The 23,195-nt window shown below is 54.5% G+C and carries 23 protein-coding genes, 1 tRNA gene and 1 other annotated feature; of the genes, 12 read left to right on the forward strand and 12 right to left on the reverse strand.

Annotated features, from left to right (window positions below):
• Window positions 1-152: 152 nt before the first annotated feature.
• Window positions 153-1,607, reverse strand: a complete 1,455-nt coding sequence (emmdR, locus tag HBA26_RS20085) for a multidrug efflux MATE transporter EmmdR (protein ID WP_120247348.1) — start codon at window positions 1,605-1,607, stop codon at window positions 153-155.
• Between the two features lie 161 nt (window positions 1,608-1,768).
• Between emmdR and HBA26_RS20090 the strand changes: the two genes are divergently transcribed.
• A tRNA-Asn gene (locus HBA26_RS20090) sits at window positions 1,769-1,844 on the forward strand.
• 164 nt (window positions 1,845-2,008) lie between these two features.
• Here the strand turns inward: HBA26_RS20090 and HBA26_RS20095 are convergent.
• From HBA26_RS20095 to dacD, 4 genes are all read right to left on the reverse strand, one after another.
• Window positions 2,009-2,344 (reverse strand): DUF496 family protein, encoded by a 336-nt coding sequence (locus HBA26_RS20095; protein WP_028013754.1) that lies wholly within the window; start codon window positions 2,342-2,344, stop codon window positions 2,009-2,011.
• A gap of 159 nt (window positions 2,345-2,503) precedes the next feature.
• A complete protein-coding gene (locus HBA26_RS20100) occupies window positions 2,504-3,562 on the reverse strand; it encodes an FUSC family protein (RefSeq protein ID WP_028013755.1) in 1,059 nt (352 codons plus the stop codon).
• Window positions 3,563-3,654: 92 nt separating this feature from the next.
• On the reverse strand, window positions 3,655-4,128 hold the full coding sequence (gene sbmC / locus HBA26_RS20105; RefSeq protein WP_028013756.1) for a DNA gyrase inhibitor SbmC: 474 nt from the start codon (window positions 4,126-4,128) through the stop codon (window positions 3,655-3,657).
• A gap of 119 nt (window positions 4,129-4,247) precedes the next feature.
• Window positions 4,248-5,414, reverse strand: a complete 1,167-nt coding sequence (dacD, locus tag HBA26_RS20110) for a serine-type D-Ala-D-Ala carboxypeptidase DacD (RefSeq protein ID WP_028013757.1) — start codon at window positions 5,412-5,414, stop codon at window positions 4,248-4,250.
• Window positions 5,415-5,621: 207 nt separating this feature from the next.
• On the opposite strand from dacD, the gene sbcB reads away from it, so the two are divergent.
• Window positions 5,622-7,049, forward strand: a complete 1,428-nt coding sequence (gene sbcB / locus HBA26_RS20115; protein WP_028013758.1) for an exodeoxyribonuclease I — start codon at window positions 5,622-5,624, stop codon at window positions 7,047-7,049.
• Window positions 7,050-7,106: 57 nt separating this feature from the next.
• Here the strand turns inward: sbcB and plaP are convergent, their stop codons facing one another.
• From plaP to HBA26_RS20135, 4 genes are all read right to left on the reverse strand, one after another.
• A complete protein-coding gene (plaP, locus tag HBA26_RS20120) occupies window positions 7,107-8,465 on the reverse strand; it encodes a putrescine/proton symporter PlaP (protein ID WP_166721001.1) in 1,359 nt (452 codons plus the stop codon).
• Entirely contained in the window at window positions 8,455-8,517 is a 63-nt protein-coding gene (yoeI, locus tag HBA26_RS20125) for a membrane protein YoeI (RefSeq protein ID WP_099458931.1), read from the reverse strand. Before yoeI ends, plaP begins: the two co-directional genes overlap by 11 nt.
• Before the next feature lie 219 nt (window positions 8,518-8,736).
• Window positions 8,737-9,666: a LysR substrate-binding domain-containing protein gene (locus HBA26_RS20130; RefSeq protein WP_049137393.1), complete on the reverse strand. Its 930-nt coding sequence runs from the start codon at window positions 9,664-9,666 to the stop codon at window positions 8,737-8,739.
• A gap of 41 nt (window positions 9,667-9,707) precedes the next feature.
• A complete protein-coding gene (locus tag HBA26_RS20135) occupies window positions 9,708-10,532 on the reverse strand; it encodes an SDR family oxidoreductase (RefSeq protein WP_028013761.1) in 825 nt (274 codons plus the stop codon).
• A gap of 174 nt (window positions 10,533-10,706) precedes the next feature.
• Between HBA26_RS20135 and hisL the strand changes: the two genes are divergently transcribed.
• From hisL to hisIE, 9 genes are all read left to right on the forward strand, one after another.
• Window positions 10,707-10,757, forward strand: coding sequence for a his operon leader peptide (gene hisL, locus HBA26_RS20140; RefSeq protein ID WP_001364200.1), 51 nt, complete (start codon window positions 10,707-10,709; stop codon window positions 10,755-10,757).
• Window positions 10,733-10,856: a sequence feature (His leader region), on the forward strand. (Overlaps the previous gene by 25 nt.)
• Window positions 10,857-10,901: 45 nt before the next feature.
• Window positions 10,902-11,801: an ATP phosphoribosyltransferase gene (hisG, locus tag HBA26_RS20145; protein ID WP_000886595.1), complete on the forward strand. Its 900-nt coding sequence runs from the start codon at window positions 10,902-10,904 to the stop codon at window positions 11,799-11,801.
• A 5-nt stretch (window positions 11,802-11,806) separates the two neighbouring features.
• A complete protein-coding gene (hisD, locus tag HBA26_RS20150) occupies window positions 11,807-13,111 on the forward strand; it encodes a histidinol dehydrogenase (protein WP_166721002.1) in 1,305 nt (434 codons plus the stop codon).
• A complete protein-coding gene (gene hisC, locus HBA26_RS20155; RefSeq protein WP_126345302.1) occupies window positions 13,108-14,169 on the forward strand; it encodes a histidinol-phosphate transaminase in 1,062 nt (353 codons plus the stop codon). The genes hisD and hisC overlap by 4 nt, the downstream gene beginning before the upstream one ends.
• On the forward strand, window positions 14,166-15,233 hold the full coding sequence (gene hisB / locus HBA26_RS20160) for a bifunctional histidinol-phosphatase/imidazoleglycerol-phosphate dehydratase HisB (protein WP_069733075.1): 1,068 nt from the start codon (window positions 14,166-14,168) through the stop codon (window positions 15,231-15,233). The genes hisC and hisB overlap by 4 nt, the downstream gene beginning before the upstream one ends.
• The gene (gene hisH / locus HBA26_RS20165) at window positions 15,233-15,823 is read left to right on the forward strand and encodes an imidazole glycerol phosphate synthase subunit HisH (RefSeq protein ID WP_028013765.1); all 591 of its coding nucleotides are present in this window, start codon (window positions 15,233-15,235) and stop codon (window positions 15,821-15,823) included. The genes hisB and hisH overlap by 1 nt, the downstream gene beginning before the upstream one ends.
• Entirely contained in the window at window positions 15,823-16,560 is a 738-nt protein-coding gene (hisA, locus tag HBA26_RS20170; protein ID WP_126345304.1) for a 1-(5-phosphoribosyl)-5-[(5-phosphoribosylamino)methylideneamino]imidazole-4-carboxamide isomerase, read from the forward strand. Before hisH ends, hisA begins: the two co-directional genes overlap by 1 nt.
• Window positions 16,542-17,318 carry an imidazole glycerol phosphate synthase subunit HisF gene (gene hisF / locus HBA26_RS20175; RefSeq protein WP_126345305.1) on the forward strand — a complete coding sequence of 259 codons (777 nt, stop codon included), beginning with the start codon at window positions 16,542-16,544 and terminating at the stop codon, window positions 17,316-17,318. The genes hisA and hisF overlap by 19 nt, the downstream gene beginning before the upstream one ends.
• Entirely contained in the window at window positions 17,312-17,923 is a 612-nt protein-coding gene (gene hisIE, locus HBA26_RS20180) for a bifunctional phosphoribosyl-AMP cyclohydrolase/phosphoribosyl-ATP diphosphatase HisIE (RefSeq protein WP_045260396.1), read from the forward strand. Before hisF ends, hisIE begins: the two co-directional genes overlap by 7 nt.
• Before the next feature lie 40 nt (window positions 17,924-17,963).
• Here hisIE and wzzB read toward each other — a convergent pair whose 3' ends face one another.
• The gene (gene wzzB, locus HBA26_RS20185) at window positions 17,964-18,944 is read right to left on the reverse strand and encodes an LPS O-antigen chain length determinant protein WzzB (RefSeq protein ID WP_045629815.1); all 981 of its coding nucleotides are present in this window, start codon (window positions 18,942-18,944) and stop codon (window positions 17,964-17,966) included.
• Between the two features lie 192 nt (window positions 18,945-19,136).
• Between wzzB and HBA26_RS20190 the strand changes: the two genes are divergently transcribed.
• Window positions 19,137-20,141 (forward strand): NAD-dependent epimerase, encoded by a 1,005-nt coding sequence (locus HBA26_RS20190; RefSeq protein WP_166721003.1) that lies wholly within the window; start codon window positions 19,137-19,139, stop codon window positions 20,139-20,141.
• A 51-nt stretch (window positions 20,142-20,192) separates the two neighbouring features.
• On the opposite strand, the gene ugd is transcribed toward HBA26_RS20190, so the two are convergent.
• Window positions 20,193-21,359, reverse strand: a complete 1,167-nt coding sequence (gene ugd / locus HBA26_RS20195; protein WP_041909161.1) for a UDP-glucose 6-dehydrogenase — start codon at window positions 21,357-21,359, stop codon at window positions 20,193-20,195.
• 225 nt (window positions 21,360-21,584) lie between these two features.
• Complete coding sequence (gene gndA, locus HBA26_RS20200) at window positions 21,585-22,991, reverse strand: NADP-dependent phosphogluconate dehydrogenase (RefSeq protein ID WP_028013772.1); 1,407 nt, start codon at window positions 22,989-22,991, stop codon at window positions 21,585-21,587.
• Window positions 22,992-23,195: the final 204 nt, after the last annotated feature.

A 23,195-nucleotide genomic window follows, 5' to 3' on the forward strand; every position in this document is an offset into this window, starting at 1 on the left:
TGACATACGGATTAACAGTCCGCCGTTCTACCGACTGAACTACAGAGGAATCGTGTGAACGGGGCGCATATTATCGATGCTCCCCGATGATGTCAAAGGCAGAATGCATATTTCCGATCGTTTGCCGAATTATTCTCCATTTCGCGCAATTGTCAGGCATTTTGTCGCGGATATTTCCACAGCCAGCGCCCGCTGACCATGCGCCAGTAGAACAGCGCCCCGCGTACGGCCCAGTCAAGGAACATCCCCAGCCAGACGCCCACCACGCCCCAGCCCAGCACCACGCCCAGCGTATAGCCCGCCACAACGCGACACCCCCACATGCCAAGCATGGACACCCACATGGCAAAACGGGCATCGCGCGCTCCTTTCAGCCCGGCAGGCAACACCCAGGATGCCGCCCAGATGGGCATAAAGGCGGCGTTGAGCCAGATAAGGATCTTCACCACCTCTTTCACGTCATCTTCGTGGGTATAGAACGCGGCCATCAGCCCGGCAAACGGCGCGGTGCCCCAGGCGATCAGCGTCAGCCCAATCGTCGACAGCCAGAACACATGGCGCAGCTGCCGCTCCGCCTGGCCTATCTGCCCTTTCCCGAGCCGTTTACCCGTGATGATGGTTGATGCCGACCCAAGGGCGTTACCCGGCAGGTTAATCAGCGAGGCGATGGAGAAGGCGATAAAGTTACCGGCGATAACGTCGGTGCCCATTCCGGCGACAAACATCTGTGTGAGCAGCTTCCCGCCGTTGAACAACACGGATTCAATGCTCGCGGGAATACCAATCCCCATCACTTCCCAGATAATGGCGAAATTAAAGGGCCGGAAGTAGCTCTTAAGCGTAAGACGCAGCGAGGGGGTAATCCCCGTCATCAGCACCCCGATGATAGCCGCCGCACCGATATAGCGTGATATGGTTAATCCCAGCCCGGCCCCGACGAACCCCAGCCCATCCCACGAGAACGCGCCGTAGATCAGCACGCTGCTGATGATGATATTCAGGATATTCATCCCACCGTTGATCAGCAGCGGGATTTTGGTGTTACCTGCCCCGCGCAGCGCGCCGCTACCAATCAACGCGATGGCCGCCGCCGGATAGCTTAAGACGGTCATTTCGAGATAGGTCAGCGCCAGGTCCTTCACCTCGTTCGTGGCTTCCCCGGCGACAAAATCGATAATCTCTTTACCGAAATAGTGGATCACCGCCGCCAGAACAATCGAAAAGAGGGTCATGATCATCAGCGACTGACGTGCAGCCTCGCGCGCGCGTTTGGGATCCAGCTTGCCGAGACTAAAGGCCACCACAACCGTCGTCCCGAGATCGATGGCGGCAAAGAATGACATCACCACCATGTTAAAGCTGTCTGCCAGCCCGACCCCCGCCATCGCCTCTTTCCCCAGCCAGCTTACCAGGAAGGTGCTCAGCACTCCCATCAGCAGAACGCAGGTATTTTCCAGGAAAATAGGCACGGCAAGAGGGGTGATTTCACGCCAGAACAGAACACGATAGCTTTTACGTTTTGCGTACCATGGCGTGCGCACGATCGCCTGGCGCAGAGAGGCAGTGACGTTCAAAATGGACCTTAGCGAGAATAGTTGAAACTCCATTTCAAATGATGGGGGAGAAATGCTAATCCTGCAAAGTATTTTCCTGAAAAAGATGTGTGTATTTACAACAAACTGACGACAGAATCGGCAATCAGTCGATTTTCCCTAAGATCAGGTTTGACAAAAGTTTTTTCGCCGCTAAGATAAGCCTCCACAACGATTCCTCTGTAGTTCAGTCGGTAGAACGGCGGACTGTTAATCCGTATGTCACTGGTTCGAGTCCAGTCAGAGGAGCCAAATTTGAAAAGCCTGCTTTTGAAGCAGGCTTTTTGCTTTTCTGCGTCGGGTAGAATTGTCAGCTGGCGGCTGCGCCTGACCCGACCTACAAATCAGCGGACCGTTGATCGTCAAATAAAAAAGGCTCCCTGTCACCAGAGAGCCTTTTTCACAATTCGCTGCGATTATTCGCTTTTAGCTTCGGCGTTTTTGATTTCGCCCATCACTTTCAGCTTTTTGGAGATGTCGCGACGCTCTTTGGACAGCTCAGCATTTTTGATGATGTAATCATCAACGCGGTCTTCATAGTCGCTCTTCATGCTGGCGATGATGCCCTGAATAGCTTCAACGCTCATGCCCGGCTTGATGTAGTCGCTCAGGTTGTCGAGCAGCAGAACACGTTTCTGGTTGTCACGGATCTTCTTCTCAACGTCCTGGATTTCACGCTGCAGTTTGTTTTTGCGGCGGAACAGGCGGACGAATTCCAGAACATCCTGGAACGAAGGCTTGATAGTTTCCATTTTTTACACCCCTGATAATGTGAGATTCGGATTCGTTAAAGCAACCGCTGTAACAATAACCTTACTGACAGCAGCTGCGAATGACAATGGCTATATCGTTTAAAGCTATCATAACCCCAATTGCTGCTGAATCGAAGCAGCAGGCGTCACATCCGCGTTTTATTTGCGCAGCGCCCGACAAATCAGGTGCGATAGCAGCTCAAGCTGTCGCGCCAGCTCCAGGCTCAGCCAGACATAGCCGTGAATGGGCGTTTCCGCCACGTTATCGCCCTGCCGCTCGTTGATTAACTGCTTCAGTTCCGCCACGATTTCATTGAGACGCTCGCTGTTCGCCAGAACGGGCTGCGGGTTGCCTTCATAGAGCGCATGGGCGATGGTCAGCAGGGTCTGCTGCGTCATCATCTGCGTCTCTTTGAGGGTCTGGGCGTTAAGCATCAACAGATGGCTGGGACGCGTGGCCCAGTGCGCGTTGATTTGCAGTTCAAGCATACACACCAGATTGCGGCTGACCGTCTGGATAGCTTCGAAAATCGCTTTCTGAATATGGGTCTCTTTACTGGCTGGTACTATCAGGCCGCGCATTTTGACCACGTCGTTGAGGATGGTTTGCAGATGCTTTTCCAGCCGGGGACGCTCAACCAGATTCGGTGAAAACCCCGCCTGGTAAACGCGGTTAAACGCCGTGACGTAGTTAGCCATCTGGATACGCCAGTGCAGAAAAGCCCGCTGCGGCCAGATGCCGGTAAACAACATGGCGAGCAGCGAGCCCAGAATAACATCCCCGCTTCGCCACATTGCCGTGGTCATATCCCCTGCTGGCGCGCCGACCACGACCGCGAGAGTGATACCAATCAGCAGCGCCTGATAAGGACGTTTGCCCAGCGCCAGCCAGCCGCACAGGAACATGGCGGCACCGCACCATGCCAGCATCACTGGAAATGAGATGAGCTCAAGCTTCAGGGCAATCAGCCCCAGGGCAGAGCCAAGCACGGTACCACCTATTCGCTCGAAGGCGCGCGGGACAACGTTTCCCCAAAATGAGATTGGCCCCATCACCACCACCAGCGTGATCAGCGGCCACGTTCCTTCCGGTATATCCAGCAACCTGACCAGTACAAAGGTCAACACGAACGCCAGCGCGATGCGACACCCGTGCACCACGCGGTAATGTTTATATAAGCGAATTTCAAAAGGGGTTAATGATTTGTCGGGACGCACACCCGCTCTCCAGCAACACGGCAAATCACAATTGTACTGTGTTTTCAGCCGGGCGGATCGCTCCCGGCTGAAAAACCCTTCATTAAGCAGGCTTAAACCGTTTTGTGCTCTACCGCGATAAACATTTCAATATCCCAGTAGCCGTCCGCGTTGCCATCATTGAGATAGCGCTCAAAGCAGGGCTTAAGCGCCATCTGGTATTTATTATCCTGCAGCAGGGAATTAAAGAACTGATACCACGGGGTTGCAAAGTCGTAGTTTTCCACGCGCGCCGTCGCCACGGCATAATCACCGGCCGCGATTTCCGTCATCATCACCCCTTCGCTGTTTTCCGGGATGACGAAATCATCCGGTACGGTAACGGCCGTATCGCAGCGCAGTTTTTCTGCCGGAACCTCATCGGGGTTATCGTAATAGACCGCCACCCACTCCAGCGGCTCAATGTGACGCCCGTCTACCCACATGACCAGCTGTTCAAAGCCCTGCTTGACCGTTTTTTCCCACGGCCCAACAAGATGAAAACCCGCAATCTTACGTTTCTGTTGCTGTTTGATGCTGTAGTCCATGCTGCCTCCGATTAGCACTGTATATTTATACACTATAAAGCAGGGTTTCTATTATCGGCAAACGAGGAGTGTTTATTATGTGAGCAGACTCGCAACCCTGCCAGTCTGCCCATCAGCGGTTAAAGCGTGTGGTGAAGATAATCGCTCAAGCGTGAGAATACGCCTCCCTTATCAACGGCTTCCAGAGTGACCAGAGGCCAGTGCGCCACGACCTTGTCGCGGTCATAGAGCTGGATCTCCCCGACCCGCTGATGCGCGGCAATCGGTGCTTCCAGCTCTTTTTTATCCAGCACGTATTTGGCTTTGATGTTCGGTACTTCCGCTTTCGGCAGGGCCAGCCAGAAGTCCTGGTCGGTGCCCAGTTTCACCTGTTCTTTATCGCCGTACCAGATACGCTCTGTTCCGACTTTTTTACCGTTATGCAGGATCTGCACCGTATCGAAGTTCTGTTGTCCCCAGTGCAGTAGCTTACGCGCCTGGTCCTCGCGCCCTTTCGGGCTGTCCGCGCCCATCACCACCGCAATCAAACGACGCTGACCGTCCACCGCGGAGGCAATAAGGTTAAAGCCTGCTCCTGAGGTATGCCCCGTTTTCAGGCCGTCCACGTTCATGGTTTTATCCCACAGCAGGCCGTTACGGTTCTGCTGGGTGATGCCGTTCCAGGTAAGACTCTTTTCGCTGTACATATGATAAAACTCTGGCTCACCGTGAATGATGGCCCGGGAGAGCACGGCCAGGTCATAGGCCGAGCTGTGCTGGCCCGGCGCGTCCAGACCGTGGACGGTTTCAAAGTGCGTATCACGCAGGTTCAGCTTCTGCACGTAGTCGTTCATCATCTTCACGAACTGCGGCTGCCCGCCCGCCACGTGATCGGCCAGCGCCACGCAGGCATCGTTGCCGGAATCGACAATCAGACCGCGGCTTAAATCACGCACGGTGACGCGATCGCCCTCTTTCAGAAACATCAGCGACGAACCGTCAAACACCGGGTTCCCTTTCGCCCACGCGTCACGCCCTACGGTGACAATGTCATCCGGCGAAATGCGATGGCTGTCAATGGCCCGATCCACCACATAGCCCGTCATCAGCTTGGTGAGGCTCGCCGGGTTACGTTGCTGATGTTCGTTGCCCGCCGTTAAAATTTGACCAGTCGTGTAATCCATCAGCACCCAGGAGCCAGCCTGAATGGCCGGAGGCTGCGGCGAAAAATCCAGTGGTTCGGCCGCAAAAGCAGATGAGACACTCGAAGCGAGTAAAGAAACAGCAATAAACAGACGGCGTTTCAACGGTATATCCTCAGGTCATTAAAAATCGATGACCTTTTTACGGGACTTCTGATGTCGTTACCTGGCTTAATTGCAAAAAAATGTGACAGAACGCAGGTTTTACGCGGAAGCGGTCTCGCAAATTTGCGACGCGGCGGCGCTTTTTATTCGGTCTGACCCGCACGATCGTTTACCATAGTGACGTCATTTTTTAACAGGATGGTATTACTGGTGTCTGACTCTGCCGCACGCCCGACTTTTTTATTCCACGACTACGAAACCTTTGGCACGCATCCGGCGCTGGACCGACCGGCGCAGTTTGCCGCCATCCGCACCGATGACGAATTCAACATCATTGGCGAGCCTGAGGTCTTTTACTGTAAACCGGCTGATGACTACCTGCCGCAGCCCGGCGCGGTAATGGTCACCGGGATCACGCCGCAGGAAGCACGAGAAAAAGGCGTTAACGAAGCAGAGTTCGCCCGCCGTATCCACGATCTGTTTACCGTGCCTAATACCTGCGTGGTCGGTTACAACAACATCCGCTTCGATGATGAAGTGACGCGCAATATCTTCTATCGCAACTTCTACGATCCGTACGCCTGGAGCTGGCAGAACCGCAATTCACGCTGGGATCTGCTCGACATCATGCGCGCCTGTTATGCCCTGCGCCCTGAAGGCATTAACTGGCCGGAAAATGAGGAAGGGCTAACCAGCTTCCGGCTGGAACACCTGACGCGCGCCAACGGCATCGAGCACAGCAATGCCCACGATGCGATGGCAGACGTTTATGCCACCATTGCCATGGCGAAGCTGGTGAAAACCGCACAGCCCCGGCTGTTTGAATATCTGCTGAGCCACCGAAGCAAGCAGAAGCTCATGACCCTTATCGACGTACCGCAGATGAAGCCCCTGGTGCATATCTCCGGCATGTTTGGCGCCTGGCGCGGCAATACCAGCTGGGTTGCGCCGCTGGCGTGGCACCCGGATAACCGTAATGCGGTTATCATGGTGGACCTGGCGGGCGATATTTCGCCGCTGCTGGAGCTTGACAGCGATACCCTGCGCGAACGGCTTTACACCCCGAAAAATGAACTCGGGGATCTGCCTGCGGTGCCGGTTAAGCTGGTGCACATCAATAAATGTCCGGTGCTGGCGCAGGCGAACACGCTGCGTCCGGAAGATGCCGACAGGCTGGGCATTAACCGTCAGCACTGCCTGGATAACCTGAAAGTGCTTCGCGATAACCCGCAGGTGCGCGAGAAAGTGGTCGCCATCTTCGCCGAGGCGGAGCCGTTCGTGCCGTCCGAAAACGTGGATGCCCAGCTCTACAACGGCTTCTTCAGTGATGCTGACCGCGCAGCCATGAATATTGTTCTGCAAACCGAGCCGCGTAACTTACCTGCGCTGGACATCACCTTCGCAGATAAGCGCATCGAAAAGCTGATGTTTAACTACCGGGCGCGCAATTATCCCGGCACGCTGGATGAAGCAGAACAGGCGCGCTGGCTGCAGCACCGTCGAAACGTGTTTACGCCAGAGTATCTGCAACATTACGCGCAGGAGCTTGAGTCGTTATACAACCAGTATGAAGGCAACGCAGAAAAACAGATCCTGTTAAAAGCCCTGTTCCAGTACGCGCAAGAGATAGTCTGAAGTGAGATATAAAAAAACCGGAGACAAGGTCTCCGGTTTTTTTTGATACGTTAAGACTTAAGCAACGTCTTCGTACTGAGGAACCGGGTTACGGAAGCTCTTCGTAACGCAGGCCAGGTACACCAGACCGATACCTGCCCAAATCAGGCCAAGCACCATCGAGCTCTCTTCCAGGTTAACCCACAGCGCGCCCACGGTCAGGGCACCGCACATCGGCAGGAACAGATACTGGAAGTGATCTTTCAGCGTCTTGTTACGCTTTTCACGGATCCAGAACTGAGAGATAACCGACAGGTTAACAAAGGTGAACGCCACCAGCGCACCGAAGTTAATCAGCGCCGTTGCCATCACCAGGTCAAAGTTAATCGCCAGAAGCGCGATCGCACCGACCAGGATAATGTTCATCGCCGGGGTACGCCAGGTTGGATGCACGTAGCCGAAGAAGCTTTTCGGGAATACGCCATCACGACCCATTACGTACATCAGACGCGCAACGCCTGCATGCGCGGCCATACCGGACGCCAGTACGGTGATGGTGGAGAAGATCAGCGCGCCGACCTGGAACGCTTTACCCGCCACATAGAGCATGATTTCCGGCTGAGACGCATCCGGATCCTTGAAGCGCGAGATATCCGGGAAGTACAGTTGCAGGAAATAGGTCGAGAAAATAAAGATCAGACCGCCAATCAGCGCCGTCAGGAAGATGGCACGCGGGATCACGCGCTCTGCATCCTTCGTTTCCTCAGACAGGTTGCTAATCCCGTCGAAACCGGTAAAGGAGAAGCACAGAATCGTCGCCCCGGTAATCATCGGGATCACATGCGCATCACCAGACCAGAACGGTTTGCTGCTCGCCAGGGTGCCCGCGCCTTCGCCGTGGAATACGCCATAGATCACCATGCCAAGAATCACGGCAATAAGGACAACCTGAAGCACAACGATGACGGAGTTAAAGTTGGCAACGGATTTGATGCTGCGCAGGTTAAAGGCCGTCATAAAGGCTACCAGCACCACGACGAAGATCCACGAGGGAATCGATGGCACCAGTGCTTCAAAATAGATTTTTGCCAGCAGAATGTTGATCATCGGCGCGAACAGGTAGTCGAGCAGCGAAGACCAGCCCACCATAAAGCCAACCGTCGGGCTGATGGATTTCTGGGCATAGGTGTAGGCGGAACCTGCAGACGGATAGCGACGCACCAGTTTACCGTAGCTCAGCGCGGTAAAGAGGATCGCAATCAGCGCAAAGCCGTAAGCCGTCGGCACATGACCGTCAGTGAGGCCAGATACGATACCGAATGTATCGAACAGCGTCATCGGTTGCATATAGGCAAGGCCCATCATAACAACCGGAATCAACGTAAGCGTTTTACGTAATTCCACGCGAGAGGTGTTTGGAGTTGCGTTATGCGACATAGTTATTCTCCTTTACGGTGATAACCGCCACGTAAGCGAAAAATTGCCCCATTTCTTTCTTCCTCAGCGACAACAACTGTCGGATTTTAGTAAATATCTATCCGGTACGAAGCCCGGCCTCTTGGTTTTTAGTTTCGTTTCGTACATGCAAAAAAAAATAACCGACGCCTTTTATATCGTCGATTATTCATTTGGTTGCAGCGGCGGCATTTTGCCCCACATCGGATACAAAAGGCAATACTTTGCAACGCACCGGGTCATTTTCTTTTTTCTAACTGGCTGATTTCTCGGCGCTCCCCTGAGAGTAAACTGCAGCGATAGCACTATTTGCTAAAATTTCGTCCCGCCACCAGGCGCTGGCCAGCCCGGCGGTTTGTTCGTTCCAGCCCACCCACACCGATTCGTTACTGCTTTGCGCAAGCACCTGTTTTTCAACAAGCGCACCGCTATCAATAAAGCGCTGCGCCAGATAGCGCGGCAAATAGCCGCAGCCCAGACCGCTAATTTGCAGCTCCAGCTTGGTTTTAAAGTCAAAAACGGTAATGGCCTCCTGCTCATCCAGCAGCTGCGAGGAAACCGCACATTCGGGGCGTGAACTGTCCCCGACTACTATTGCGCGGTACCCCTTAATAACGCGGCGGTTAAGAGGATCAGGCTCCTGAGCCAGCGGATGATGGGGCGCTACGGCAAATACCTGCTCCAGCACGCCCAGGCGGGCAAAGCCAAAGTCACTCAACTGTGGAGGCTCGTGCAGGGCACCGACAAAGATGTCCGCCCTGCCCTGGGTTAAGGCCTCCCAGGAGCCGCCCAGCACCCCGTTGATGAAGATCAGCCGGGTGACGCTGTGATGCTGGTAAAACGCTTCAATGAGCGGCGTCAGTAGAGAAAACGGAAAGGTATCATCCACGCCGATCACCAGCTCATTCTCCCATCCTTGATGGAGCTTGACGGCCTGCTTTTCCAGCTCGCGAACGGTATGAAGAACGTCACGGCCTTTTTCCAGCAGCATCTGCCCGGTGCGGGTAAAGCGCGCGCGGTGCCCGGAGCGATCGAGGATCTGAATATTGAGGTCGCTTTCCAGTTTTTGAACGGTATAGCTCAGGGCCGAAGGGGTTTTGTAAAGCTTTGCCGAGGCAGCCGCAAAGCTCCCCTCTTTTTCCAGTGCATCCAGAATAATAAGAACATCCAGCAGCGGTTTCATGCTCGCCCCCTTCTGGTGTGCGATTGTCTCCGCTGCGGGGTTTATTCCATGGGCATCACCAGCGGATCGGGATACTGATACTCAAACCCCAGCTCATGGCAAATGCGATTGCCATCAACAATTTTGCCTTTACTTTCGTTCTTTGCCTCACCAAAAACCGGCGGAGCCAACCCAAGCTGGCGTGCCATGAGCGGGTAAAACGTGCTGCGCGCCGGATGAGACGGTGCACATATATTATAGATGTGTCCGCCTTTTGGAGCCTGTAAGAGTAGCTCAATCGCGCCAATAACATCTTCAAGATGCACAAGATTCACGCCATGTTGACCGTCTGGTGCCGTCTTACCAGCAAAGAAGCGCCCCGGATGACGCCCCGGGCCAACCAGCCCCGCCAGACGAACGATATCGACCTGCGTGCCGGGAAGGTTATGCAGCCAGTCTTCCAGCTCTTTCAGGACCTGACCGCTCGCGGTTACGGGACGGCGCTCGGAACTCTCTTTCACCACGCCCTCAGCATCGCCATAAACCGACGTCGAGCTGGTAAAAATTATGCGCGGGACGTGATGCGCCAGCGCGCTGTCGACAATCTCCTGCATCGCCTGCAGGTAGAATGATTCGCCCGGGCCACTGCGCCGTGCGGGTAGCGTAATCACCAGCGCATCTACGTTCATCAGCGTGTCCAGATCGTCCGCATCACACACCAGCTCAGGCTCCAGACGCAGTTCAACGCCATCAATACCGCACATTCGTGCCGCTTCGACCCCATCCCGGGTGGTCTTGCTCCCGGTCACCTGCCAGCCTTTCGCGGCTAATGACATCGCCAGCGGCATTCCCAGCCATCCTAAACCGACAATCGCGACCTTTTTCATGCGAATTCTCCTGACTCTCACTCGTCTTTCATAAGGCTACGCCAGCCCGGCAGAACACACAATTCATAGCATCAATATGAAATGAATTAATGATCAAAAAAAGCCCTTGCAATATGTCGTACAACTGGTTTAGGTTAAAAGACATCAAATGAATAAGCATTCATCGAGAATTATATGACACGCGTTCAATTTAAACACCACCATCATCACCATCATCCTGACTAGTCTTTCAGGCGATGTGTGCTGGAAGACGTTTGGATCTTCCAGTGGTGCATGAACGCATGAAAAAGCCCCCGGAAGATCTTCTTCCGGGGGCTTTTTTTTGGACCAAATTCAGACAGGTTAAAACAGGTTAACGAGGAATAAAGAATGTTAGATAACTCACGTTTACGCATAGCTATTCAAAAATCAGGCCGTTTGAGTGACGATTCACGCGAACTGTTGGCCCGCTGCGGGATCAAAATCAACCTGCACACCCAGCGCCTGATTGCTCTGGCTGAAAACATGCCCATCGACATTCTGCGCGTGCGTGATGACGATATTCCCGGCCTTGTGATGGACGGCGTCGTTGACCTCGGTATCATCGGTGAAAACGTGCTGGAAGAAGAGCTGCTGACCCGCCGCGCGCAGGGTGAAGACCCGCGTTACTTCACCCTGCGTCGTCTGGACTTCGGCGGCTGCCGCCTGTCGCTGGCAACGCCGGTTGATGAAGCGTGGGACGGCCCGGCCGCGCTGAACGGCAAACGTATCGCCACCTCTTACCCTCACCTGTTGAAGCGTTATCTCGACCAGAAAGGCGTGCAGTTTAAATCATGCCTGCTGAACGGCTCTGTTGAAGTGGCACCGCGTGCGGGTCTGGCGGACGCCATCTGTGACCTTGTCTCGACCGGAGCGACGCTGGAAGCGAACGGTCTGCGCGAAGTGGAAGTCATCTACCGCTCTAAAGCGTGCCTGATTCAGCGCGACGGCGAGATGGCCGACGCCAAGCAGCAGCTCATCGACAAGCTGCTGACCCGTATTCAGGGCGTGATTCAGGCGCGTGAGTCCAAATACATCATGATGCACGCCCCAACCGAGCGTCTGGATGAAGTGATTGCCCTGCTGCCGGGCGCTGAGCGCCCAACCATCCTGCCGCTGGCGGGCGATCAGCAGCGCGTGGCGATGCACATGGTGAGCAGCGAAACCCTGTTCTGGGAAACCATGGAAAAACTGAAGGCGCTGGGCGCAAGCTCCATCCTGGTGCTGCCAATTGAGAAGATGATGGAGTAATGGCTATGAGCTTTAACACAATCATCGACTGGAATACCTGTAGCGACGCACAGCAGCGTGAGCTGCTGATGCGCCCGGCGATTTCCGCTTCTGAAAGCATCTCCCGCACCGTGGCGGAGATCCTGGATAACGTCAAAGCCCGTGGCGATGACGCCCTGCGTGAATACAGCGTGAAGTTTGATAAGACGGAAGTCGGCGCATTGCAGGTTACGGAGCAGGAAATCATTGATGCCAGTAATCGTCTCGGTGACGATATCAAGCAGGCGATGGCCGTCGCGGTGAAAAATATTGATACCTTCCACACCGCGCAGAAGCTGCAGACCGTGGATGTCGAAACCCTGCCCGGCGTGCGCTGCCAGCAGGTGACGCGCCCGGTTGCGTCAGTGGGACTTTATATCCCTGGTGGTTCAGCGCCGCTGTTTTCGACCGTATTAATGCTCGCCACGCCGGCGCGTATCGCCGGATGCCAGAAAGTAGTGCTGTGCTCTCCGCCACCGATCGCCGATGAGATCCTCTACGCGGCAAAACTCTGCGGCGTGCAGGCGGTGTATAAAGTGGGCGGCGCGCAGGCGATTTCCGCCCTGGCGTTCGGGACAGAGTCCATTCCTAAAGTCGACAAAATCTTTGGCCCAGGCAATGCGTATGTGACCGAAGCCAAGCGCCAGGTCAGCCAGCGTCTCGACGGCGCGGCCATCGATATGCCTGCCGGTCCGTCTGAAGTGCTGGTCATTGCCGACAGCGGCGCAACGCCGGACTTCGTGGCCTCCGACCTGCTTTCACAGGCGGAACACGGCCCGGACTCGCAGGTCATCCTGCTGACGCCGGATGCCGATATGGCGAAACGCGTGGGCGAAGCCGTTGAACGCCAGCTTACCGACCTGCCCCGCGCCGACACGGCACGTCAGGCGTTAGCGGCCAGCCGCCTGATTGTGGCGCGCGATCTCGAGCAGTGCATCGCCATCTCCAACCAGTACGGCCCGGAGCACCTGATTATTCAGACCCGCAACGCGCGCGATCTGGTCGACAGCATCACCAGCGCGGGCTCGGTGTTCCTCGGCGACTGGTCACCGGAGTCCGCGGGGGATTACGCCTCCGGCACCAACCACGTGCTGCCAACGTATGGCTACACCTCTACCTGTTCCAGCCTCGGCCTGGCGGATTTCCAGAAACGCATGACCGTGCAGGAGCTGTCCCGCGAGGGGTTTGCTTCACTGGCTTCTACTATTGAAACCCTGGCCGCCGCCGAGCGTCTGACCGCCCACAAAAACGCCGTGACGCTGCGCGTTGCCGCCCTGAAGGAGCAAGCATGAACATTGAAGAATTAGCCCGCGAAAATGTCCGCCGCCTGACGCCTTACCAGTCTGCGCGTCGTCTGGGCGGAAACGGGGACGTCTGGCTGAACGCCAACGAATTCCCGACTGCGGTGCAGTTTGAGCTGTCGCAGCAAACGCTGAACCGCTATCCGGAGTGTCAGCCAAAAGCGGTGATTGAAAACTACGCCCAGTATGCGGGTGTGAAGCCGGAGCAGGTACTGGTAAGCCGCGGCGCGGATGAGGGCATTGAACTGCTGATCCGCGCGTTCTGCGAGCCGGGCAAAGACGCGGTGATGTACTGCCAGCCCACGTACGGCATGTACAGCGTCAGCGCCGAAACCTTCGGCGTGGCGTGCCGCAACGTCCAGGCGCTGGAGAACTGGCAGCTCGATTTACAGGGCATTGCCGACAATCTCGCCGGCGTGAAGGTTGTCTTCGTCTGCAGCCCAAATAACCCCACCGGGCAGATTATTAACCCGCAGGATATCCGCACCCTGCTGGAGATGACCCGTGGTAAAGCGCTGGTGGTGGCCGACGAAGCCTACATCGAGTTCTGCCCGCAGGCGACGCTGACGGGCTGGCTGGAAGAGTATCCGCATCTCGTTGTGCTGCGCACGTTGTCAAAAGCCTTCGCCCTCGCGGGCCTGCGCTGCGGGTTTACGCTGGCGAATAAAGAGGTCATCGACCTGCTGCTGAAAGTGATCGCCCCGTACCCCCTCTCAACGCCGGTTGCCGATATTGCGGCACAGGCGCTGACGCCTCAGGGTATCAACGCGATGCGCGAACGCGTGGCGCAGATCCTGGAGGAACGTCAGTACCTTGTCACCGCGCTGAAAGACATCCCTTGCGTCGAGCAGGTGTTCGACTCGGAAACCAACTACATCCTGGCGCGCTTCACCGCCTCCAGTGCCGTATTTAAATCTTTATGGGATCAGGGCATTATCTTACGAGACCAGAATAAACAACCTTCCCTGAGTGGCTGTTTACGTATCACCGTAGGCACCCGCGCAGAGAGCCAGCGCGTCATTGACGCCCTGAAAGCGGAGAAAGTATGACCCAGAAGATCCTTTTCATCGATCGTGACGGCACCCTTATTTCGGAGCCACCAGCCGATTTCCAGGTCGATCGTTTCGACAAGCTGGCTTTTGAACCGGACGTGATCCCGGTGCTGCTTAAGCTTCAGAAAGCGGGCTATAAGCTGGTAATGATTACCAACCAGGACGGTCTGGGTACGGACAGTTTCCCGCAGGCGGACTTTGACGGCCCGCATAACCTGATGATGCAGGTGCTGACCTCTCAGGGCGTGGTATTTGATGAAGTGCTGATTTGCCCGCATATGCCAGCCGACGAGTGCGACTGCCGTAAGCCTAAGGTGAAGCTGGTTGAGCGCTATCTGGCCGAAGAGATGCTGGATAAAACCAACAGCTACGTCATCGGCGATCGCATCACCGATATTACGCTGGCGGAAAACATGGGCATCGCGGGGCTGCGCTACGATCGTAACGACCTTAACTGGGCAAAGATTGGCGAGCAACTGACAAAACGCGACCGCTATTCCCACGTTGAGCGTAACACCAAAGAGACGCAGATTGATGTAAAAGTCTGGCTGGACCGTGAAGGCGGCAGCAAGATCCACACCGGCGTCGGTTTCTTTGACCACATGCTGGACCAGATTGCCACCCACGGCGGTTTCCGCATGGAGATCGCGGTAAAAGGCGACCTTTATATTGACGATCACCACACCGTGGAAGATACCGGCCTGGCGCTGGGTGAAGCCCTGAAGCTGGCGCTCGGCGACAAGCGCGGCATCAACCGTTTCGGCTTCGTCCTGCCGATGGACGAGTGCCTGGCGCGCTGCGCCATGGACATCTCGGGTCGTCCGCATCTGGAATACAAAGCTGATTTCACCTACCAGCGCGTCGGCGATCTCAGCACCGAAATGGTGGAGCACTTCTTCCGTTCCCTGTCCTACACCATGGGACTGACGCTGCACCTGAAAACCAAAGGCAAAAACGATCACCATCGCGTGGAGAGCCTGTTTAAAGCCTTTGGCCGTACGCTTCGCCAGGCGATCCGCGTGGAAGGCGATGCCCTGCCCTCGTCGAAAGGAGTGCTGTAATGAACGTGGTGATTCTGGATACCGGATGCGCCAACCTCAACTCCGTGAAATCGGCCATCGCGCGCCACGGCTATGAGCCGGTGGTGAGCCGCGATCCGGACATTGTATTGCGCGCTGACAAGCTTTTCCTGCCGGGCGTTGGCACCGCACAGGCGGCGATGGACCAGATTCGCGAACGCGATCTGGTCGATTTGATCAAAGCCTGTACCCAGCCGGTGCTGGGGATTTGCCTGGGCATGCAGCTTCTTGGCCGCCGCAGCGAAGAGAGTAACGGCGTTGACCTGCTGGGCATTATCGACGAAGACGTACCGAAAATGACCGACCACGGCCTGCCTCTTCCGCATATGGGCTGGAACCGCGTTTACGCCAAAGCGGGTGACCGGCTGTTTCGCGGCATCGAAGACGGCGCGTACTTTTACTTCGTGCACAGTTACGCCATGCCGGTGAACGTCAATACCATCGCCCAGTGCACTTACGGCGAGGCGTTTACCGCGGCGGTGCAGAAAGACAATTTCTTCGGCGTGCAGTTTCACCCGGAACGCTCTGGCGCCGCTGGCGCGCAGCTGCTGAAAAACTTCCTGGAGATGTGATGATTATTCCCGCTTTAGATTTAATCGACGGCACGGTTGTCCGTCTTCATCAGGGCGATTACGGTCAACAGCGCGACTACGGAAAGGACCCGCTGCCGCGCCTGCAGGATTATGCCGCCCAGGGTGCAAAGGTGCTGCATCTGGTGGATTTAACGGGCGCGAAAGATCCGGCGAAGCGCCAGATCCCGCTGCTGAAAAAACTGGTTGCTGGTGTTGACGTGCCCGTGCAGGTCGGCGGCGGCGTACGCACCGAAGATGACGTGGCGGCTCTTCTGGATGCGGGCGTGGCGCGCGTGGTGGTCGGTTCAACCGCCGTGAAAGAGCCTGATACGGTGAAGGGCTGGTTCCGCCGCTTTGGCGCCGACGCCCTGGTACTGGCGCTGGACGTGCGCATTGACGAACAGGGTAATAAACAGGTGGCGGTCAGCGGCTGGCAGGAAAACTCCGGCGTAACGCTGGAAGCGCTGGTCGAGACGTATCTCCCTGTGGGCCTGAAGCACGTGCTGTGCACGGACATCTCGCGCGACGGCACGCTGGCGGGTTCCAACGTCTCGCTGTATCAGGAGGTATGCGCGCGTTATCCGCAGGTTGCGTTTCAGTCTTCAGGCGGTATTGGTGACATAGACGACGTGGCCGCGCTGCGCGGTACCGGTGTGCAGGGCGTAATTGTGGGCCGGGCCCTGCTGGAAGGTAAATTTACGGTGACGGAGGCGATTCAATGCTGGCAAAACGGATAATTCCTTGTCTTGACGTGCGCGATGGTCAGGTTGTGAAAGGCGTGCAGTTCCGCAACCACGAGATCATTGGCGATATCGTCCCGCTGGCAAAACGCTATGCTGATGAAGGCGCTGACGAACTGGTCTTCTATGATATCACCGCCTCCAGCGATGGCCGCGTGGTCGATAAAAGCTGGGTCGCGCGCGTGGCGGAAGTGATTGATATTCCGTTCTGCGTGGCGGGCGGGATTAAGTCTGCTGATGACGCCGCCAAAATTCTCTCTTTTGGCGCCGATAAGATTTCCATCAACTCCCCTGCTCTGGCCGAGCCGGAACTGATTACCCGCCTGGCCGATCGCTTTGGCGTGCAGTGCATAGTGGTAGGGATTGATACCTGGTTCGACGCCGCGACCGGCAAATATCACGTTAACCAATATACCGGCGATGAAAACCGGACGCGCGTGACGCAGTGGGAAACGCTCGACTGGGTAGAGGAAGTGCAGAAGCGCGGCGCAGGTGAGATTGTGCTGAACATGATGAACCAGGACGGCGTGCGTAACGGTTACGATCTCGAGCAGCTAAAGAAAGTTCGCGCGGTGTGCCACGTTCCGCTGATTGCCTCCGGCGGCGCGGGCACCATGGAACACTTCCTGGAAGCCTTCCGCGATGCGAACGTGGACGGCGCGCTGGCCGCGTCCGTGTTCCATAAACAGATTATCAATATTGGCGAGTTAAAAACGTACCTGGCCGACCAGGGCGTGGAGATCAGGGTATGTTAACAGAGCAACAACAGGCGCAGCTGGACTGGGAAAAAACTGACGGATTACTGCCGGTGGTTGTACAGCATGCCGTCTCAGGCGAAGTGCTGATGCTGGGATACATGAACCAGGACGCGCTGGCAAAAACGATCGACAGCGGCAAAGTGACATTTTTCTCGCGCACGAAGCAGCGCCTGTGGACCAAAGGGGAAACCTCGGGGCACTTCCTGAACGTGGTCAGCATGACGCCAGACTGCGATAACGACACCCTGCTGGTGCTGGTGAACCCCATCGGACCAACCTGCCATAAGGGCACCAGCAGCTGCTTCGGCGAGGCGAGTCACCAGTGGCTGTTCCTGTATCAGCTTGAGCAACTCCTGGCGGAGCGTAAATCCGCGGATCCTGAGAGCTCCTATACCGCGAAGCTGTATGCCAGCGGGACTAAGCGTATTGCGCAGAAGGTGGGTGAAGAAGGCGTTGAGACGGCGCTGGCCGCGACCGTACACGACCGGGAAGAGTTGACGAATGAAGCGTCGGATTTGATGTATCACCTGCTGGTGCTGCTGCAGGATCAGGAACTGGATTTGACGGCGGTGATTGAGAATCTACGAAAGCGTCATAAATAAAAAAACCGGGGATTTTCCCCGGTTTTTTTTAATCTGCAAATCAGGCTTTTGGCTTATAGTTGCGTAATGCGTTACGCCCTAATACCACACCGGAACCAATCATTCCGCCCAGCAGCACGGCAAGAATCAGCACAATGGCTTTTTTCGGGCTATCGCGACGAACGGGCAGATCCGGCTTCATGACGTAACGGTAGACGTGTATTGTGTCCGGCTTAACGTTCAGGTTTTGGATGTCCAGCAGGTTTTGCCTGGTCTGATAGTATGCAGCAGAAAAGACCAGGGGACGAGAGGCTTCGTTTTCAATCATCGATTTCAGCCCTACGCTTCCCAGGAGGAACATTGTTTCCTGGGTCACATCCTGAGTTTGTTGAATCTGTGGCGAGGAGATTTTCGCCGCCTCAGCGTTTTTCAGCGCTTCGGTAATTTGTTTAATACGCAGGTCTTTCTGCTCCTGAGCGACCTTCTCCTGGTTTACCAGAGAATCGTTCAGGGTTTTAATCTGCTCTTTGATGCTGTTTTGCAGGTCAACCGTGAGCTCTTTGGAAGTTTGCTCATCAACCTGCTGGATATATTGCGCAAGCTGCTTCTGCGCCGCTTCTGCGGAAGTACTGGTATAGGAAACACTCAACGGGAGCGATTCCCCTTTAACAGCAGGCTCGATTGTCAGTTTTTCAGGTTCGTCCTGATTTTCCAGTGCCTGTGCCAATGCAGAGAAGGAAGAATTGAAACGACCAATAGCGCGTGTTTGAACATCAAGCATTGAGGGTGCAGCGCTACCGTAGAGGATATTCAACGCATTAGAATATGTTGCAATTTGAGCGACATCAGGTTGCGCAATAATTGCGCTTGAGGTCCACTTTTCTTTCGCGAAAGTAAGATAACCGACAGCAAGTGCAATAAAAACAACAACAAACGTTGCTATCATCCACTTCCCACGCCACAGCTGCAGCACTAAATCAAGTAAATCAATTTGCTCAGGGTCATTGCTTCGGATGACCTGGCTATTGTTGTTGTGCGTCATACATTCCCTAACAGATGAAAAAGGGCAAACATAATTGTGTTTTCATAGTTTATCTATTGCTGGGGATTTTTCTATAAGAATCCGATGAGTTATATCGGAAAGATGCGTTATGTAACTCGCCCCCTTCGCGCTATCATAGTCACCATGTGATGCGTTATCGCATCTGTAAGCGTTGGGTATTTGAGGAAAGATATGAAATTTCTGGTAACGGGTGCAGCGGGTTTTATCGGTTCGAATGTCAGCAAACGCCTCATTGAGGGCGGTCATGAGGTTGTCGGTATTGATAACCTGAACGACTATTACGATGTTAATTTAAAGCTGGCACGTCTGGAACGGCTACAATCTGAGCGATTCACCTTCCACAAGATGGAATTAGCTGACCGGGAAGGTATGGCTGCGCTTTTCGCTGACGAGAAGTTCGATCGCGTTATTCACCTGGCCGCACAGGCAGGCGTACGCTACTCCCTGGAAAACCCGCATGCGTACGCCGATGCCAACCTTATTGGCCACCTCAACGTGCTGGAAGGCTGCCGCCATAACCACGTTCAGCATTTGCTGTATGCCTCATCCAGCTCCGTATATGGCCTCAACCGTAAGATGCCCTTCTCCACTGACGATTCCGTAGATCACCCGGTTTCACTCTATGCCGCGACCAAAAAAGCCAATGAGCTGATGTCGCACACCTATTCGCATCTCTACAACCTGCCGACCACCGGACTGCGCTTCTTTACCGTATACGGTCCGTGGGGACGCCCGGACATGGCGCTGTTTAAGTTTACTAAGGCGATGATTGAAGGCAAAAGCATCGATGTCTATAACTACGGCAAGATGAAGCGCGATTTCACCTACATCGATGATATCGCTGAAGCAATTATCCGCCTGCAGGATGTTATTCCCCATCCTGACGCAAACTGGACCGTCGAGACCGGCTCACCGGCAACCAGTTCAGCACCTTACCGCGTTTACAACATCGGTAACAGTTCGCCAGTAGAACTGATGGACTATATCACCGCGCTGGAAGAGGCGCTGGGTAAGAAAGCCGAGAAAAATATGTTGCCACTGCAGCCGGGCGACGTCCTGGAAACCAGCGCCGACACGAAAGCGCTCTATGACGTGATCGATTTCAAACCGCAAACCTCGGTTAAAGACGGCGTGAAGAACTTCGTTGACTGGTACCGCGAGTTTTATAAGGTCTGAAAATAAAAAACCCGGCAAATCAGCCGGGTTTTTTATTTTAACGTAATAGAATTAGTCGCTACCGAACAGATCGCGGGTATAGACTTTGTCAGCGACGTCAGCCAGCTCTTCGGCCATGCGGTTCGAGATGATGACATCCGCTTCCTTCTTAAAAGCATCCAGATCGCGGATCACGCGGGAATTGAAGAACTGATCTTCCTGCATGGCCGGTTCATAAATAATAACCTCAACGCCTTTCGCCTTGATGCGCTTCATGATCCCCTGAATGGAAGAGGCGCGGAAGTTATCGGAACCGCTCTTCATGATCAGACGATACACGCCGACCACTTTCGGCTGGCGCGCAAGAATAGAATCGGAGATGAAATCTTTACGCGTCCGGTTAGCGTCAACAATCGCAGAAATGAGATTATTCGGCACAGCCTGGTAGTTTGCCAGCAGCTGCTTGGTATCTTTTGGCAGGCAATAGCCACCGTAGCCAAATGACGGGTTGTTATAGTGGTTGCCAATACGCGGGTCGAGGCAAACCCCTTCAATAATCTGGCGGGTATTCAGTCCAAGACTTTCCGCATAGCTGTCGAGCTCATTGAAGTAAGCGACTCGCATTGCCAGATAGGTATTTGCGAAAAGCTTAATTGCCTCCGCTTCGGTGGAGTCCGTAAACAGCACCGGAATATCTTTCTTCACTGCGCCTTCCTGCAGCAGTGCGGCAAAGCGTTCAGCGCGCTCAGAGCGTTCGCCAATAACGATACGGGAAGGATGCAGGTTATCGTAAAGCGCTCTCCCCTCACGCAGGAACTCTGGCGAGAAGAAGATATTATCAATACCAAACTTTTCTTTGATGGATTTGGTAAAGCCGACAGGAATGGTTGATTTAATAACCATCACCGCATCAGGATTGACCGCAATAACATCTTTGATAACCGCTTCTACGGTTGAGGTGTTGAAGTAATTGGTTTTTGGATCGTAGTCAGTAGGCGTCGCAATGATGACGTAATCCGCATCGCGGTATGCATCTTCTTTATCTGTCGTGGCGCGGAAATTCAGCGGTTTGTTGCTGAGATAGTCCTGGATTTCTTTGTCGACAATCGGCGATTTCTTCTGATTGAGCATATCCACTTTGGCCTGCACGATATCCAGCGCAACCACTTCATGGTTCTGAGCAATCAGAATGCCGTTAGAAAGACCGACATACCCTGTTCCGGAAATTGTTATTTTCATTCGCTAATGACTTCTTTTAGTTAACTGTATTGATGGCCGGCAGACCATCGCGATAAACATAACTGTTGGGCTTTGTACCTCCTGGCAAACAGCAGTGTCAAGGCAAACCAGGAGTAATCACAACCAGGGGGATAAGATTCAGACTACTTCGAATAATGCGCGGCATTTTTTGCATAAAAAAACCCGGAGACAGGCTCCGGGTTTGATGAAAGCGAGTAAGTTAACTTATTCCATCCATTCGGTGTGGAACACGCCTTCTTTATCCGTGCGCTTGTAAGTATGCGCGCCGAAATAGTCACGCTGTGCCTGAATCAGGTTGGCAGGCAGAACGGCAGCGCGGTAGCTATCGTAATACGCCACCGCAGCGGAGAAGGTTGGAACCGGGATACCGTTCTGTACAGCGTAGGCAACCACGTCACGCAGCGCCTGCTGGTACTCGTCAGCAATCTTCTTAAAGTACGGTGCCAGCAGAAGGTTAGCGATACCTGCGTTTTCAGCATAGGCATCGGTGATTTTTTGCAGGAACTGCGCACGAATGATGCAACCCGCGCGGAAGATCTTCGCGATCTCGCCGTAGTTCAGGTCCCAGTTGTTCTCGTCAGACGCCGCACGCAGCTGTGAGAAGCCCTGCGCGTAGGAGACGATTTTACCCAGGTACAGGGCGCGACGAACTTTCTCGACGAACTCCGCTTTGTCACCGGCTGGTTTAGCCTGTGGACCGGACAGCACTTTGGATGCCGCAACGCGCTGTTCTTTCAGAGAAGAGATATAACGCGCAAAGACGGATTCGGTGATCAGAGACAGCGGTTCGCCCAGATCCAGAGAGCTCTGGCTGGTCCATTTACCGGTACCTTTGTTCGCCGCTTCATCCAGAATCACATCAACCAGGTATTTACCCTCTTCATCTTTCTTCGTGAAGATATCTTTGGTGATGTCGATCAGGTAGCTGTTCAGCTCGCCTTTATTCCACTCGGTAAAGGTTTCAGCCAGCTCTTCGTTAGAGAGATTCAGGCCGCCTTTCAGCAGGGAGTATGCTTCTGCAATCAGCTGCATGTCGCCGTATTCGATGCCGTTGTGCACCATTTTGACATAGTGACCCGCACCGTCCGGACCGATATAGGTCACACAAGGCTCGCCATCTTCAGCAACGGCTGCAATTTTAGTCAGAATTGGCGCAACCAACTCATACGCTTCTTTCTGGCCGCCAGGCATGATGGATGGGCCTTTCAGCGCGCCCTCTTCACCACCGGAAACACCGGTACCGATGAAGTTGAAGCCTTCAGCGGACAATTCACGGTTACGACGAATGGTGTCCTGGAAGAAGGTGTTACCGCCATCAATGATGATGTCGCCTTTTTCGAGGTAAGGCTTCAGGGAGTCGATAGCTGCATCGGTACCTGCGCCTGCTTTCACCATTAACAGGATACGACGAGGCGTTTCCAGAGACTCAACGAACTCTTTCACCGTATAGAAAGGAACCAGTTTCTTGCCTGGGTTCTCGGCAATGACTTCTTCGGTCTTATCACGGGAGCGGTTGAAAACGGAGACGGTATAACCACGGCTTTCGATGTTGAGCGCCAGGTTGCGCCCCATCACTGCCATACCGACAACGCCGATCTGTTGCTTGGACATTACATACTCCTGTCAGGTGTGGTCACTGTCGGGTAACCCCGACAGATATAATTTGCAAGAATCTTAACTCATAAATCAGGGACAGAGGTAGGCATTTGTGGCCTTGATCACGCAAGACGACACAAAACGGGAGATATTAAATCCCTATAAAGCATGTAGGTATATTTTATTTATAAATGAACTAAGTCACAATATATAATAAAC

It is taken from the genome of Enterobacter sp. 725m/11 (genome assembly GCF_011683705.1).
Classification (GTDB): domain Bacteria; phylum Pseudomonadota; class Gammaproteobacteria; order Enterobacterales; family Enterobacteriaceae; genus Enterobacter; species Enterobacter bugandensis.

Excerpts from the sequence above, each read along its gene's own strand:
- emmdR (WP_120247348.1), bottom strand. The coding sequence starts at position 1,607 with ATGGAGTTTCAACTATTCTCGCTAAGGTCCATTTTGAACGTCACTGCC.
- HBA26_RS20095 (WP_028013754.1), bottom strand. The coding sequence starts at position 2,344 with ATGGAAACTATCAAGCCTTCGTTCCAGGATGTTCTGGAATTCGTCCGC.
- sbmC (WP_028013756.1), bottom strand. The coding sequence starts at position 4,128 with ATGGACTACAGCATCAAACAGCAACAGAAACGTAAGATTGCGGGTTTT.
- plaP (WP_166721001.1), bottom strand. The coding sequence starts at position 8,465 with ATGTCGCATAACGCAACTCCAAACACCTCTCGCGTGGAATTACGTAAA.
- HBA26_RS20130 (WP_049137393.1), bottom strand. The coding sequence starts at position 9,666 with ATGAAACCGCTGCTGGATGTTCTTATTATTCTGGATGCACTGGAAAAA.
- HBA26_RS20135 (WP_028013761.1), bottom strand. The coding sequence starts at position 10,532 with ATGAAAAAGGTCGCGATTGTCGGTTTAGGATGGCTGGGAATGCCGCTG.
- hisG (WP_000886595.1), top strand. The coding sequence starts at position 10,902 with ATGTTAGATAACTCACGTTTACGCATAGCTATTCAAAAATCAGGCCGT.
- hisD (WP_166721002.1), top strand. The coding sequence starts at position 11,807 with ATGAGCTTTAACACAATCATCGACTGGAATACCTGTAGCGACGCACAG.
- hisC (WP_126345302.1), top strand. The coding sequence starts at position 13,108 with ATGAACATTGAAGAATTAGCCCGCGAAAATGTCCGCCGCCTGACGCCT.
- hisB (WP_069733075.1), top strand. The coding sequence starts at position 14,166 with ATGACCCAGAAGATCCTTTTCATCGATCGTGACGGCACCCTTATTTCG.
- hisH (WP_028013765.1), top strand. The coding sequence starts at position 15,233 with ATGAACGTGGTGATTCTGGATACCGGATGCGCCAACCTCAACTCCGTG.
- hisA (WP_126345304.1), top strand. The coding sequence starts at position 15,823 with ATGATTATTCCCGCTTTAGATTTAATCGACGGCACGGTTGTCCGTCTT.
- hisF (WP_126345305.1), top strand. The coding sequence starts at position 16,542 with ATGCTGGCAAAACGGATAATTCCTTGTCTTGACGTGCGCGATGGTCAG.
- hisIE (WP_045260396.1), top strand. The coding sequence starts at position 17,312 with ATGTTAACAGAGCAACAACAGGCGCAGCTGGACTGGGAAAAAACTGAC.
- wzzB (WP_045629815.1), bottom strand. The coding sequence starts at position 18,944 with ATGACGCACAACAACAATAGCCAGGTCATCCGAAGCAATGACCCTGAG.
- HBA26_RS20190 (WP_166721003.1), top strand. The coding sequence starts at position 19,137 with ATGAAATTTCTGGTAACGGGTGCAGCGGGTTTTATCGGTTCGAATGTC.
- ugd (WP_041909161.1), bottom strand. The coding sequence starts at position 21,359 with ATGAAAATAACAATTTCCGGAACAGGGTATGTCGGTCTTTCTAACGGC.
- gndA (WP_028013772.1), bottom strand. The coding sequence starts at position 22,991 with ATGTCCAAGCAACAGATCGGCGTTGTCGGTATGGCAGTGATGGGGCGC.